This window comes from Bradyrhizobium sp. SZCCHNR1043 (genome assembly GCF_032489675.1).
Taxonomy (GTDB): domain Bacteria; phylum Pseudomonadota; class Alphaproteobacteria; order Rhizobiales; family Xanthobacteraceae; genus Bradyrhizobium.
The window spans coordinates 151,506-166,140 of record NZ_JAUEYN010000007.1; the positions used below are offsets into that span (position 1 = coordinate 151,506).

A 14,635-nucleotide genomic window follows, 5' to 3' on the forward strand; every position below is an offset into this window, starting at 1 on the left:
TCCCGACTTCCGAGAGGGCTATTGATTGAGTGGCGCACCCGACACGATTCGAACGTGTGACCTTTGCCTTCGGAGGGCAACGCTCTATCCAGCTGAGCTACGGGTGCGTACGGCAAATCGTTTAGCCGATTGCCCCGGCGACGGCAACGGCCTTGGATGCTCCCGGACCGGGCGGACGGCCGCTCGCGCCGCGAGGCGCGCGGGCAGTTCGGCGGGGGTGCGCGGCCGGCCCGCTCCCGCCGACCGCCCTACGCCGGCACGATGGTCTTGCCGATCGGCCACAAGGCGAGCCCGGCGAGCTTCAGATGGGCCCAGGCGAAGGGCAGGCCGATGATGCTCACCGCGAGCACGATTGCGGTCAGGAGGTGGCCGAGCGCCAGCCACCAGCCGGCCAGCACGAACCAGATGATGTTGCCGAGCAGGCCGAGAACGCCGGTTCCGACGTCCTCCATGCCGGTGAGCTCGTCGCGGCGGACCGCGCGCGAGCCGAACGGCAGCAGCGTATAGGCGGCGATGTTGAAGGCGGCGCGGGACCAGGGCAGGCCGACGATCGTGATCGCCATCACGACCGCGGCGACCAGCCAGCCAAACGCCATGTAGGCGCCGCCGCACAGGATCCAGAGGATGTTCAGAAGCAAGGAAACCGGCTGCATGACGACCTGCCAACTCCGTTGTTGCCGCTCCGGATATAGGAACGCCGCGCCGAGGCCGGTAGCGGGCCGGTCGTCGAAATCTGCGTGGCCTCGCGCCGCAGCCACGGCCGGGGCGGCCGGGCGTGGACCGTGCCGTCGAGCCGGCTCAGCCGGCGACCTGCAGGCCCCCTGCCGCCGCCTCCAGGGCAAACAGCTTGCGCAACTCGGCCGCCGGCTTCGGGGCGCTGAACAGATAGCCCTGCATCTCGGTGCAGCCGAGCTGCCGCAGCGCCGTCTGTTGCGCCCCGGTCTCGACGCCTTCGGCCGTGGTCGTCATGTTGCTGGCGGCGGCGATGCTCACCACCGCCTGGACGATCGCCGACGAGCTGCCGGCGCCGATGTCGCTGACGAAGCAGCGGTCGATCTTGATCTTGTCGAACGGGAACCGCTTCAGATAGCTCAGCGACGAATAGCCGGTGCCGAAATCGTCGAGCGCGATGCGCACGCCCATGTCGTGCAACTGGTGCAGGATGCCGAGCGCGGCGTCATCGTCGCTGATCAGCACCGCCTCGGTGATCTCGACCTCGAGCCGTTCGGGCGCAAGGCCGGCCGCCGACAGCGCGCCTGCGATCCGCAGCGCCAGGGTCGGCGATTTGAGCTGCACGGGCGAGACGTTCACGGCGATGCGGATGTCGGCGGGCCAATGCGCGGCCTCGGCGCAGGCGGTGCGTAACACCCAGTCGCCGATCTCGTTGATCAGCCCGGTGTCCTCGGCGAGCGGAATGAAGTCGAGCGGCGGCACCATCCCTCGCTCCGGATGACGCCAGCGCAACAGCGCCTCGCAGCCGGTCATGACGTTCTCGCTGAAGCCGAGCAGCGGCTGGTAGTGCAGCTCGAACTGGCCTTCCGTGATCGCCCGGCGCAGGTCCTGCTGCAACTGCAGCCGCGCGCGCGCGTTTTCATCCATCGCCGGCTCGAAGAAACGGAAAGTGCGGCGGCCGCCGGCCTTGGCGGCATACATTGCGAGGTCGGCATTCTTGGTCAGCTGGTCGCGCTCGACGCCGTCCTGGGGCGCCAGCGCGATGCCGATGCTGGCGTCGGTCGACAATTGGTGGCCCAGGCATTTATAGGGCTCGCGGATCGCGTCGAGGATCTCCTTCACGGCCACGATGACCTCGTCCCGGTCCGCAACGGTGGTCAGCAGCACCGCGAATTCATCGCCGCCGAGCCGGGCCACCATATCCTCCGGCGCGAGGCAGCTTTCGATGCGGCGCGCGATCGTCTTCAACAGCTCGTCGCCGACATGATGGCCGAGCGAATCGTTGATGCCCTTGAACTCGTCGACATCGATGTAGAGCAGCGCGAAGAAGGTGCCGTGGCGCACGCGTTCCAGTTCCTCGTCGATGCGCTCCTGGAACAGCACACGGTTCGGCAGCTCGGTCAACGCATCGAAATGTGCGAGATGGGCGATCTTCTCGTCGGCCAGCCGCCGCTCCGTGGTGTCCTCGATCACGTTGATCAGATAGCGCGGCCGCTGCGCATCATCCGCGACGGCGATGCGCCGCGATGTGATGTAGCGCAAGCCCAGCCCCGGACTCTGCCAGGGATGTTCGGCGAGAAACAGCCCGTCCGACTGCTCCAGAGCCCGGTCGTCGTCCGCCGTCACCTTTTCCGCGACCGGTCGCGGCAGCAGGTCGAACGCCGTCTTGCCGACGATCTCGTCGCGCGGCACGCCGAAGCGCTGCTCGGTCGACTGGTTGACCAGCACGTAGCGGCGGTCGCGGACGTCCTTGACCATGATGTGTGACGGGATGTGGTCGATGATCTCGCGCAGGAATGCGTAATTGCGGTCGCGCTCCTGCTCGATCCTGCGATGCTCGCTGATGTCCTCGATTGTCGTGACCCATCCGCCCGACGCCAGCGGCTTGTCGATGATGTTGAAGAAGCGTCCGGCTCCGCCCTCCGCGATCATCTGCGACGTGCCGCCTGCCGCGGCTCTGTCGATGATGTCGGCGCAGAAGTCGGTCACGTCGCCGTTGAAGGATCCGTGCGCCTTGCAGTGCGCGATGACCTCGCTGAGGTGGGCACCGGGCCTGATCGCGTCTCTGGACAGGCCGAGCAGGTCGATGAAGCGCTGATTGAACATCACGACGCATGCGTTCGCGTCGAACGAGATCAGCCCCTGCGTCATGTTGTCCAGCGCAGTCTCGACCCGTTGCTTCTCGGTCTCCAGTTGACGCGTTGCCGCACGCCCCTGTCGCACGATCTGCCGGATCATCAGGCTGAACGTCAGGGCGATGACCGCGATCGCAAGCATCGCCGCACCCACGAGCAGCACCATCTGCGATCGCCAGTCCGCGAGCGCATCGTCGACCAGCCTATTGGCCGAGATGACGAGCGGGAAGCGCCCGATCCTGGAGGCCGACGCGATCTTCTCCAGGTTGTCGACGGAGCTCGTGAGCAGGGTCGTGCGCAGGTCATTCTCGGCGACCCCCTTCAGCAGCTCGTCGTTCCCGATCCTGGCGCCCATCAGGGATTCGGCGTGCGGGTAGCGCGCCAGCACGGCGCCGTCGGAATGGACCAGCATGATCGACGAGCCCTTCCCGAGAGCCATCGATTCCAGGAACGTCTCGTAGGTGTGCGGATCCACGCGGCGGGTCAGGAGGCCGAGGAATTCCCCGTTCGGGCCGTTCAGGCGATGCGCGACGATGGTCGCCCAGCCGCCGGTGACGCGGCTCATGACGGGCAGGATCACGAAGCTGTCCGGCCGCGATGCCGATTGCAGGTCCTTGAAGTAGGAGCGGTCCGCGACGTTGATGGCCGGCAGCGGGTCGTTGGACGACCAGTTCACGAAATTGCCGTCGACGTCGATGATCGTGAGGTCTCCCATATAGGACAGGCCACTGACCTGAGAGCGCAGCATCTCGCTGATCTCGGGTTTTGCCATCTCGGTCCGGAATGCCTCCGGCGAACCAATCGACGCGAGCTGCATGCGGCGGATCGCATGCGACACCGCGGTCTCGGCATCTTCGAACTGCTGCGCGAAATGCCGACTCAACAGCAGCACGGTATTTTCGAGCTCGCGCTCGTTGTTGGCGATCGCACGTGTCCGAAAGCCGCTGGCCATGACGATCGTCCCGATGACGATGGCTGCGATCAGAAGCGCGCCGCACGCGATCAGCCATGGCACCGGACCGCGCCAGAGGGACGTGCCAATCCGTTCCGGCTCGCTACCGCCGGTCCCTGACGTGTCTGCTGCGCCCTGCATGCCTTGATCGACCCGGGAGGAAATGACTTGTTGCAAGCAAGCTTGATAACAAGGCACTGGTGCCGGACCGGTTAGGAAATGCGGTTAGCCGTCGCTTAAGCGCGCGTCGAAACTTCGCGGCAAACGATAATTTCCGCATGCGAATACCGTGCGACCGAAGCTGCGGCGGCGCCGCAGCGCGGAATTTTAAGGGTACTTGCAGCTCAGCGCGCCGCGCCCGGCTTGTTGCGAAGGCGCCCGACGACGCCGGTCGGAAAGAAATAGACGCTGGCGATGAACAGGAGGCCGAGCCACAGCAGCCAGCGGTCGGGGTGCAGCAGGCCGGGCAGCAACGGCAGTCCGGCGTCCGCCGCCGCGGTCGAAGCGATCCCCATCAGGGCCTGCAGATAATTCTGCGCCAGGATGAAGATCGCAGCCCCAATGATGGCGCCGTAGATCGTGCCCATGCCGCCGATCACGACCATCAGGAGGATGTCGAGCATGATCGAGAAGCTGAGCGACGTGTCGGGGCCGGCATAGCGCAGCCAGAGCGCGTTCAGCATGCCGGCGCAGGCCGCGATCATGGCCGCGATGCAGTTGGCATAGGTGAGATGGAAGACGGTGCGATAGCCGAGCGCCTCGGCGCGGAAGCGGTTCTCGCGGATCGCCTGCAGCACGCGGCCGAACGGCGAGTTGACGACGCGCAGCAGCGCCAGGATCATCAGCGCGCAGGCTGACAGCACCAGGTAATAGGTCAGGATGCGGCCGTTGATCGGGAAGCCGAACCACTCCTTGCCGATGAACACCGTGCCCGGGCGCAGCAGATCCGGCAGCTGGAAGCTGCGGCCGTCCTCGCCGCCCGTCAGCCACGACAATTGCGACGCCAGCACCAGGAAGGCCGAGGCGACCGCGAGCGTGATCATGGCAAAGAAGATCGCCTCGACCCGCAGGGAGAACAGGCCGATCGCGAGCGCCAGCAGCAATGCGAGCGGCAGCCCGGCCGCGACGGCGACCGCGACCGCGGTCCAATTGGGGCCGAGGCCATAGAGCGCGATCGCGATCGCATAGGAGCCGATGCCGTAGAACATCGTGTGCGCGAACGACACCGAGCCGGTGTAGCCCAGCAGCAGGTCGTAGGACGCGACCAGCGCGGCGAAGATGCAGATCTTGGCGGCGACGTTGAGCGCCTTGGCGCCAGGAAAGATGAAGGGTGTCGCCAGCAGTGCCAGGATGATGACGGTGAGCAGGATGGACAGCGCGCGGCTGCGCGGTGGGTCGCCGGACAGGATCATCATCGGCTGGTCACCGCATAGAGGCCGCGCGGCCGCCACATCAGCACGGCGACCATCAGCAGGATGTTGGAGACGAGGGCGAGCTTCGGCACCAGGAAGCCGCCATAGTTGGCAACCATCGCGACCAGCATCGCGCCGATGAAGCAGCCGGTGATCGAGCCGAGCCCGCCAATGATCACGACGATGAATACCAGCACGGTGAGCTCGTCGCCGATCGAGGCATGCACCTGCTCGCGATACAGCCCCCACATCACGCCGCCGACGCCGGCCAGCGCCGAGCCGGTCATGAACACGCCGAGGAACAGCCGGCGGATGCGATAGCCGAGCGCCTCGACCATCTCGCGGTTCTCGACGCCGGCGCGGATCAACAGGCCGATCTTGGTCCGGTTCAGCACCAGCTCGATGGCGACGAAGATCGCGAAGCCGACGAGCATGGCCAGCAACCGGTATTTCGAGATCGCGACGTCGCCGATGATGAAGGATCCACGCAACGCCGTGGGCAGCGGCATGGGAATGATCTGCGGGCCGAACAACGCATACAGGGTCTGCTCGGCAACGATGAGGCCGCCGGTGGTCATCAGGATCTGCTTGAGGTGCTGGCCGTAGACCGGCAGCACCAGCACGCGCTCGACGACCAGGCCGAGCGCGCCGGTCACGCCCATCGACAGCAGCGCAGCCGGGACGAGGACGGCGAGATTGGTCAGCAGCGAGTCGGACTGGGCCCAGCCCGCCAATGGCAGCAGCACCAGGGTCGCAACGTAGGCGCCGACGGCGATGAAGGCACCGTGGCCGAAATTGAGCACGTCCATCAGGCCGAATACGAGCGTCAGGCCCGAGGCCATGATGAAGATCATCATGCCCATCGCGAGGCTCGCAACCGTCAGGGTAACCCAGGAGCTCGCTGACCCGACCAGCGGGATCATCAGGAGCGCCAGCACGACCGGCAGCAGCAGCGGCGCGATGTCGCGCTTCGGCTTGGGCAGCGCATCGGTTGCCGCGATCTCGCTCATTGATGCGCCTCCAGGCTGAGGCCGAGCAGGCGCTCCTGCAGCGGCACGTCGGCCGCGAGCGCGGCCATCTCGCCGCGATGGACGATGGTGCCGTTGTCCATCACCAGCACCTGGTCGCCGAGCTCGCGCGCGGCGTGAAAATTCTGCTCGACCAGCAGGATCGTGGCGCCACGGCGCTTGATCTCCTTGAGGCATTCGATCAGCGATACCACGATCGCCGGCGCCAGGCCCTTGGTCGGCTCGTCGATCAGCAGCAGCTTGCGCGGCTCGACGATCGCGCGCGCGATCGACAGCATCTGCTTCTGGCCGCCGGACAGGCTGCCGGCGCGCGACAGCCAGAACTTCTTCAGGGCTGGAAAGAAGCCGAAGATCCAGGCGAGCTGGGCATCGTCGAGCGGACCGTTGCGCGCCGCCAGCACCAGGTTCTCCTTGACCGTCAGGTCGGAGAACACCGCCATGCTCTCTGGCACGTAGCCGACGCCGCGCCGCGCGATGTCGGGCGTCGCGAGCTTTTCGATCGCTTCGCCCGCGAGCGTGATGGTGCCGGTCTTCGCCTGCCACAGCCCCATGATGGTGCGCAAGGTCGTGGTCTTGCCGGCGCCGTTGCGGCCAAGCAGCATCGTGGTCTGGCCCTCGGGCACCTCGAAGTCGACGCCCTGCAGGATGTGATAGCGTCCGATATAGGTCTCGACGCCCGCAAGCTTCAGTAGCGTGCTCATGCCGCGCTCCGCGGCGCGACGCCGAGATAGGCTTCCTGCACGATGGGCGAGGCGATGACCTCCGCCGGCTCGCCGTCGGCGACCAGCTGGCCGTTATGCAGCACGATGATGCGGTCGGCGAGCGAGCGCACGACGTCCATCTTGTGCTCGACCAGCAGGATGATCCTGCTCTTGTCCTGCTTGAGCCTGCCGATCAGGTCGAGCACGACAGGGACCTCGTCGATGCTCATGCCGGCGGTGGGCTCGTCGAACATGAAAACCTTCGGCTCGAGCGCCATCATCAGCGCGACCTCGAGCTTGCGCTGGTCGCCATGCGACAGCGTCGTCGCGGTGACGCTGCGGCGGCCGCCGAGCGCGACCTGGTCGAGGATCGCATCAGCGCGCGCAATCAGGTCGCGCCGCGCCATCCAGGGGCGGAGCAGGTCATAGTGCACGCCGCTCTGCGCCTGGACGGCGAGCCGCACGTTCTCCTCAACGCTGAGATTGGGAAACAGGTTGGTGAGCTGGAACGCACGTCCCAGCCCGGCGCGGGTGCGCAGCGGAGCCGAGAGAGTGGTGATGTCTTTGCCATCGAACAGGATGGAGCCGGAGGACGCACGCAGCTGCCCGGAGATCAGGTTGAAATAGGTCGTCTTGCCGGCGCCATTGGGCCCGACGATCGCGGTCAGCTCGCCCGGCCGGAAGCTGCAGCTGACACTGTTGACCGCGACATGACCGCCGAAACGGATGGTGAGGTCACGGGTTTCGAGGGTGAGGGCCATGTCGCCAGCTGTCTCAATACCAACGCCAACGTGCCCGGCGCGAGGGCCGGGCACGGATGTCAGCGTCTAGCGCTTGTTGCGGATCGGGACGGTCATCTCGTCGATCTTGATCTCGCGCACCGGCTCGTTGACAGCCCAGGCGAGGTTCGGGTCGACCTTGACGCGGAAGTGATACATGCTTTGCAGCGCCTGGTGATCCTCTTTCCGGAAGATCATCTTGCCCTTCGGCGTATCGAACTCCATGCCTTCCATCGCCGCAATCAGCTTCTCGGTATCGGTCGACTTGGCCTTGGTCACAGCGGTGACGACCGCCATCGCCGCGGAGAAGCCGCCCGCGGTGAAGAAGTCCGGCGGTGCGTTGAAGCGCTTCTGGTGCTCTGCCACCAGCCAGTCGTTCACGGGGTTCTTGGGAATGTCATAATAATAGTAGGTGGCGCCTTCCATGCCGGGCAGCCGCTTGTAGGCGGCGAGCGCCGGCAGGATGTTGCCGCCGGTCGACAGCTCGATGCCGTAGCGCTTGGGATCCATGTCCTGCAGCTTGGTGAGCGGATCGCCGGCGCCGGCCCAGATCACCCAGATGATCTTCTTGCCCGGCTTGTCCTTCAGCGCATCGAACAGGCGCTGGCCGACGGCGGTGAAGTCGGTTGTGCTGGTCGGCACATATTCCTCGGCGCCCAGCGTCGCGCCGGTCTTGGCCAGCGCCTCCTTGAAGGCGGCGACGCCGTCGCGGCCGAAGGCGTAGTCCTGCGCAAGGGTGGCGACCGTGACGCCGGGCTTGCCGATCGCGACCGCGTTGGAGATCGCGTCCTGCGAGGAGTTGCGGCCGGTGCGGAAGATGTAGCGGTTCCACTTCTCGCCGGTGATCTGGTCGGCCACCGCCGGCTCGACGATCAGGATCTTCTTGTTCTCCTCGGCGACCGGCAGGTCGGCCAGCGCTGCGGCCGAGGAGGTCGTGCCGATCGCGATGTCGGCGCCGTCGTCCTGATAGGCTTCGGAGAGCGCGGCCTTCGACAGATCGGGCTTGCCCTGGTCGTCCTTGGTGATGATGACGATCTTGCGACCGTCGATCATGTTGGTGCCCTTGGTGGCATATTCGAAGCCGAGGCGAAGACCGGCCTCGGTCTGCTTGGCATAGGCCTCGAGCGGGCCGGTCTTGCCGTAGATGAGAGCGATTTTCAGATCGTCGGCCTGGGCGGCGGTGGCCAGCAGGGCTGCAGTCAGCGATGAAACAATGCCTTTGAGAATATGTGACGTCTTCACGAGCCTTCCTCCCAGCTACCGGCGGCTGTTGTCTGCAACTGATAGTGTGCAGGCTCGGCCTGGGTCAAGGCGCTTTCGGCGGCACCCCGTGACGGCTCATTCCTCGGGCCGGAGGGCTTTTCCTTCTAAAACTCAGCGCCGATAGCGGCTGCTGCGCGCATAGGCCTGGCGATTTTCCTGCACAGGGCGACTGGCGAGACTGATGCGCGCTTCGCTTGCAAGCGGGGCCGCAGGCTTGAGCTCCTCGAGGAAGATCGGACGCGAGAAGTAGTAGCCCTGCGCATAGCGGATCTTGGTCGCGGCCTGCAGATAGGCGAGCTCCTCGAACGACTCGATGCCCTCCGCGATCACCGTCATGCCCAGAGCCTCGCTCAGGGATTCGATCGCACGCAGGATGCCCTGGCTGCGCGGCCGCTTATGAATGTCGGTGATGAAGGAACGGTCGATCTTGATCTCGTCCGCCGTGATGTCGGCGAGCGCCGACAGCGACGAATAGCCGATGCCGAAATCGTCGATCGAGATGCCGACGCCGATCCCGCGCAGCAGCGGCACGATCTCGTCCTGGAAATGGCTGCGGGTCACGAACGCGTCCTCGGTGACCTCGATCATGAACCGCTTGGGAAAGCCGGTTGCTGCAATCGCCCGGGCGAAGGGCTGCATGAATTCCGGATTCGACGCCTGTTTTGCCGCGACGTTGATGCTGATCGTCGCCTCGGGTCCAAACGCGTCGTTGATCAGATCGATCGACTTGACGATCTCGGCCAGCACGAGATGGGCGAGCTCGTCGATCAGGCCGAGCTCGACGGCGAGATTGATGAAAGAGCCGGGAGCCTGGATCACGCCTTCATTGTCGCGCAGGCGCACCAGCGCCTCGATGCCCTTGATCTCCTCGGTGCGGATATCGACCTTGGCCTGGAACGCGCAGCAGAAGCGCTTTTCGAGGATCGCGAGCCGCAGCGACTGCTCGACCTTCATGCGCGCCAGCGCCTCGTGCTCCATTGCGCTCGAGAAGAAGGCCAGTGCGCCCTTGCCGCCGTTCTTGACGCGATACATCGCGAGATCGGCGTTCTGGCGCAGCACGTCGTAGCTCGCGCCGTGCTCGGGAAACAGGCTGACGCCAACGGACGCCGAGGCGAATACCTCGGCGCCGTCGATGAAGAAGGGCGCGTTCAGGCGGTTCACCATGTCCTGGAGGAATTCGGCGACCTCCTCGGCGCGCTCGATCGGATGCAGCAGCAGCAGGAACTCGTCGCCGCTGATACGCGACAGCAGGTCCGACTCGCGCAGGTCGCGGCTGATACGCTTGGCGAGCTCGACCAGCAGCGCATCGCCGGTGGCGTGGCCGTAATAGTCGTTGATGTATTTGAAATTATCGAGATCGAGAAAGGCGAGCGCGAAGCGTCCGTCGACCTGGCCGCGCCGGACCAGATGGTCGGCGCGATGCTCGACCACGCGGCGCATCGGCAGGCCGGTCAGCTCGTCGTAATAGGCGGCCCGAAACAGCTGGTCCTCGAACTCCTTCTGCTCGCTGATGTCGGCCGAGCTGGAGATGAGGACGACCTGGCCACCGATGCGGACCGGTCGATGCGCGGTCAGCAGGGTCTGCGCGCCGCGCTCGCCTGCCACTTTTTCCTCGCCGACCACCGTTCGCCCCCGGCCGAGGATCTCGCGGCAGGCGGTGCGCCGGTTATGGAGATGCGGCGCCGAGAGGCCGTCGATGCTGTTGGCGGCGGCGCCGAGCTGAACGGCGGCCGTATCGTTGACCAGCAGAAAGCGACCGTGCTCGTCCTGGACCGTGACGCCCGACGGCAGCTGGCTGAGGACGCTGCGCAGGAAGCGCAGCTCGGCCTCGGTCGAGCCCAGCCCCTCGTTCGGCCCGGGGGAAAAGTTGAATCGGTCGCTGCTGTACATGCGCCGATTGTGCAAAGTTCCCGCTTCATTTTAGTTAAGCGCTACGTAGAAACACGGAACGCGCGAGCCAAGTATTGGAAATGACGGAGCTTTGTGCCGCGGCGTCATTAACCGTTCGTGAATCGGAGTAGCGACGCGGCCGCACGCATGCGGCGAAAGTCGTAGGCAGGAATGGCCGCCCCGGCGGCCGGTTCAGTTCGGTGGCACGCGACACTGCAAGGTGCAGTGAAGGCCGGATTCGAGAAACCTGGTCTCGGTCCTGCCATCGAACGATGACAGCACGGACTTCAGCAATTTGCTCCCGAAACCGGGCTTGCCGATCGGACCGATCGGTGGACCCCCGGCCTCGTCCCAGGTCAGATCGAGGCGGTCCTCCTGCATCGTCCACGACACCTGAAGGAAGCCGCGCGGCGAAGCAAAGGCGCCGTACTTGCCGGCATTGGTCGCAAGCTCGTGAAAGATCAAAGCGAGGCTGACGGCGAGCTTGGCAGGCAGGAACAGCGGCGGGCCGTTGAGCTCGAAGCGGACATGGCCATATGGCCCGAGCTCCGAGACCAGCAGATCCTTCAGGTCGCAGCCCTGTCCGTCGGCGCGCGCGATCAGGTCGTCGGCGGTCGCGAGCGCGCGGATGCGCTGGTCGATGCGGCTCCACACCTGCGGCTGGTCGTACAGCACCTGATGCAGCACGGCGTGAATGGTCGAGGTCTTGTTCTTGAGCCGGTGATGCAGCTCGTCGACCAGGAGCTTGCGATACTGCTCCTCCTGGGCGAGGCGCCGGGCGATCTCGCGCTGTTTGCCGGCCAGGCGCCGGTAGTGATCGACGCCCCAGATCACCAGCATCGCCACGACCATATACATCGCCATCAGCGCGAGCCGGGCGCCATCGGCCGGACCGCCGCCAAAATCGAGCGTCAGGCCGAGCGCTGCGCCTGCGATCGCCGTTGCCAGGCCGACGCCCGATCCGCCCATCGCGGTGGCGAAGAAGACGGCCGCCATGTAGGGCGTGAAGAACACGTCGGGCCGCAGATGCGCCATGCCGTAGCGGATCGCCGTGGCTGCGAGCAGGCACATCGCTGCAAACATGCAGCTCCATGTCAGGGAAGGCTGCTGCTCGCCGCGCCAGATCCGCTTGATGTCGTCGATGAGTCGCGTCATGGACATCCATGAGCCTCAACTGCGCAACCAAATTAAGGCCGACGTGGCGGTAATTTGTCCGGTTGATGGAAGCCGCCTTGCGTGTGTTGCAGGTTGGCGCGCACGATGATGGTTCCGCGGCGGAACTCAGGCGCTTATTATTCCGTCGCCAAGAATGAGCACGCAGCAACAACGGAAGGAGCAGGGAATGGGACGGTTGGAGGGCAAGGTCGCCGTGATCACGGGCGCGACCAGCGGGATCGGGCTGCGGACGGCGGAGATCTTCGTGGCCGAGGGGGCGAAGGTCGTCGTTGCAGGCCGGCGCAGCGCCGAGGGCGAGGCGCTGGCGCGCCGGCTCGGAGCGGACTGCGTCTTCCGGCAGACCGACGTCACCGTCGACGAGCAGATGCGGGCATTGATCGATGGCGCGGCCGAGCGCTTCGGCCGGCTCGATTGCGTGTTCAACAATGCCGGCGGCCCGGCGCAGACCGGCGGCATCGAAGGGCTCGACGCCGATCGCTTCGACCAGGCCATGGCGGTGCTGGTGCGCAGCGTCATGCTCGGCATGAAATACGCCGCGCCCCACATGAAGCGGCAAGGCGCCGGCAGCATCATCAACAACGGCTCGATCGCCGGCCGGCTCGCGGGCTATTCGACCTCGGTGGTCTACAGCACGGCGAAGGCGGCCGTGATCCATCTGACGAAATGCGTGGCGATGGAGCTCGGCGAGTCCGGCGTGCGCGTCAACTCGATCTCGCCCGGACTGATCGCCACCGGGATCTTCGGCAAGGCGCTCGGTCTGTCGACCGAGGCCGCCGAGAAGACGCCGGAGACGATCCGCAACGCCTATGCCACGGCGCAGCCGATTCCGCGTGCCGGCCTGCCCGACGACATCGCCTACGCCGCGGTGTTTCTCGCCAGCGACGAAGCGAGTTTCATCAACGGCCATGATCTCGTCATCGACGGCGCCATCACCGGCGGCCGCAATTGGACCCAGCAGCAGCAGGGCTATCAGGCGATGCGCAAGCTGTTGGGGGATGCGGCGGAGTAGGGACGGCGAAGTATACATTTCGTCATGCCCGGACATCCACGTCTCTCATCCGCGAGTTGCAGCAGGATGGATGGCCGGGTCAAGCCCGGCCATGACGAGGAGGAAGACGAGGAGGAAAGCGTCCGCAACAAACCAAGATCCTTGGCGCCCTTGCTGTATCAATGCGCGCCGGTCACACCGCCTTCAGCATCACCTTCAGCCCGTCGCGCGGCTTCGGGATCGGCCAGACCTGCCAGCTCGGCTGATAGCCGGGGGCGAAGGAGACCTCGATGTTGGACAGGAAATGCCGCGCAAAGCATTTCACCTGCATGTAGGCGAAGTGCAGGCCGAGGCACATATGCGCGCCGCCGCCGAACGGCACCCAGGCGAAGCGGTGGCGGCCGCGCTGGGCCTCGTCGGTGAAGCGCATCGGATCGAAGCGCTCGGGCTCGGGCCAGATCTCCGGCATGTGATGCGTGAACATCGGATTGATGCCGACGCCGGTGCCGGCGGGAATCGCATAGCCCTTGAAGGTGAAGTCCCGGACCGGGCGGCGCGGCAATGACGGCACCGGCGGCATCAGCCGCAAGGTCTCCTGGAACGCCATCTCGGTGAGCTTCATCTTCTCCAGATGCTCCGAGCTCATCGGATCGCCCTCTGCAAGGCCGAGGCTCGCGACCTCGTCGCGCAGCTTCTGCTGCCACTCTGGATGCGCGGCGAGCTGGGCGACGAACGAGGTGATCGACGAGGTCAGCGTGTCGTGCGCGGCCATCATCAGGAAGCTCATGTGATCGACGATGTCCTGCGTCGACAGCAGCGCGCCGCGGTCGTCGGTGGCGCGGCACAGATGCGAGAACAGGTCCTCGCCGTCGCCGCGCGCGCGGCGCAGCGGGATCTGCTCGGAGAAATAGGCGACGATGCGCTGGCGGCCCTTGACGCCGCGCGCCATCTGCGTACCCGGCAGCGGCCGGCGGATCGGCGCCACCGCGGCCGCGACCATGTCGACGAAGGCGCGGTTGATCGCATCGACCTCGGGCCCGATCTCGCTCCCCAGGAAGGACGTCGCCGCGAGATCCAGCGTCAGCTGCTTGATCGCGGGATAGAACAGCATCTCGCCCGGATTTGCCTTCCACTGCGCGACGCGTGCGGCGATGCCGCGGTCGAGGCCGGCGAGATAGGACTTCATCGGCCCGGCCTTGAAGGCGACCGACAGCGCCTTGCGGTGCATGCGATGCTCCTCGAAATCGAGCAGCATCAGGCCGCGCGGAAACAGCAGATTGAGGATGTGGCCCCAGCCATGCGCCGACGAGAACAGCTTGGCCTGGTCGAACAGCACAAGCTCGTTGGCTTCGGGGCCGAGCAGCACGACGTTGACGTCGCCGAACATGTGGGTGCGGTAGACGGGGCCATACTTCCTGGCGTTGCGCTCGACGTGACCCTTGGGGTCGGCGAGCGTCTCGAATGTCTTGCCGATGATCGGCCAGCCTTCGTCGCCGGGGATATGGGTGAGTGAATTGCGCCGTGGCGGGGTCAGCCTGATCGCATCAGAGACCACATGCTGCATCGACATCGCGGGGCTTCCTCTCGTCTGATGGCCGGTGTCTCGGATCTGACTTCGTTTCGGTCAGTGGCACAGTGG

11 protein-coding genes and 1 tRNA gene are annotated in these 14,635 nt (G+C 65.7%); 1 reads left to right on the plus strand and 11 read right to left on the minus strand.

All coding sequences use genetic code 11. The features are described from left to right. Positions 1-30: 30 nt before the first annotated feature. The 10 genes from QX039_RS14070 to QX039_RS14115 all read right to left on the minus strand — a co-directional run bounded on the left by QX039_RS14070 (position 31) and on the right by QX039_RS14115 (position 11,993). Positions 31-107, minus strand: a tRNA-Arg gene (locus tag QX039_RS14070). Positions 108-248: 141 nt separating this feature from the next. After that, positions 249-653 carry a YccF domain-containing protein gene (locus tag QX039_RS14075; protein ID WP_315773251.1) on the minus strand — a complete coding sequence of 135 codons (405 nt, stop codon included), beginning with the start codon at positions 651-653 and terminating at the stop codon, positions 249-251. Between the two features lie 145 nt (positions 654-798). Next, positions 799-3,900: an EAL domain-containing protein gene (locus tag QX039_RS14080; protein WP_315773249.1), complete on the minus strand. Its 3,102-nt coding sequence runs from the start codon at positions 3,898-3,900 to the stop codon at positions 799-801. Between the two features lie 203 nt (positions 3,901-4,103). Next, on the minus strand, positions 4,104-5,174 hold the full coding sequence (locus QX039_RS14085; protein WP_315773247.1) for a branched-chain amino acid ABC transporter permease: 1,071 nt from the start codon (positions 5,172-5,174) through the stop codon (positions 4,104-4,106). Further along, complete coding sequence (locus QX039_RS14090; protein WP_315773245.1) at positions 5,171-6,181, minus strand: branched-chain amino acid ABC transporter permease; 1,011 nt, start codon at positions 6,179-6,181, stop codon at positions 5,171-5,173. The genes QX039_RS14085 and QX039_RS14090 overlap by 4 nt, the downstream gene beginning before the upstream one ends. Beyond that, positions 6,178-6,900: an ABC transporter ATP-binding protein gene (locus QX039_RS14095; protein WP_315773244.1), complete on the minus strand. Its 723-nt coding sequence runs from the start codon at positions 6,898-6,900 to the stop codon at positions 6,178-6,180. Before QX039_RS14095 ends, QX039_RS14090 begins: the two co-directional genes overlap by 4 nt. Continuing rightward, the gene (locus QX039_RS14100) at positions 6,897-7,661 is read right to left on the minus strand and encodes an ABC transporter ATP-binding protein (protein WP_315773242.1); all 765 of its coding nucleotides are present in this window, start codon (positions 7,659-7,661) and stop codon (positions 6,897-6,899) included. Before QX039_RS14100 ends, QX039_RS14095 begins: the two co-directional genes overlap by 4 nt. A gap of 66 nt (positions 7,662-7,727) precedes the next feature. After that, positions 7,728-8,921 carry a substrate-binding domain-containing protein gene (locus QX039_RS14105; RefSeq protein WP_315773241.1) on the minus strand — a complete coding sequence of 398 codons (1,194 nt, stop codon included), beginning with the start codon at positions 8,919-8,921 and terminating at the stop codon, positions 7,728-7,730. A gap of 132 nt (positions 8,922-9,053) precedes the next feature. Further along, entirely contained in the window at positions 9,054-10,832 is a 1,779-nt protein-coding gene (locus tag QX039_RS14110) for a putative bifunctional diguanylate cyclase/phosphodiesterase (RefSeq protein WP_315773239.1), read from the minus strand. A gap of 192 nt (positions 10,833-11,024) precedes the next feature. Then, positions 11,025-11,993, minus strand: a complete 969-nt coding sequence (locus QX039_RS14115; protein WP_315735382.1) for a sensor histidine kinase — start codon at positions 11,991-11,993, stop codon at positions 11,025-11,027. 181 nt (positions 11,994-12,174) lie between these two features. Between QX039_RS14115 and QX039_RS14120 the strand changes: the two genes are divergently transcribed. Beyond that, positions 12,175-13,017 (plus strand): SDR family oxidoreductase, encoded by an 843-nt coding sequence (locus QX039_RS14120; protein WP_315773236.1) that lies wholly within the window; start codon positions 12,175-12,177, stop codon positions 13,015-13,017. A 172-nt stretch (positions 13,018-13,189) separates the two neighbouring features. On the opposite strand, the gene QX039_RS14125 is transcribed toward QX039_RS14120, so the two are convergent. Continuing rightward, positions 13,190-14,566 (minus strand): cytochrome P450, encoded by a 1,377-nt coding sequence (locus QX039_RS14125; RefSeq protein ID WP_315773234.1) that lies wholly within the window; start codon positions 14,564-14,566, stop codon positions 13,190-13,192. Between the last annotated feature and the right edge of the window lie 69 nt (positions 14,567-14,635).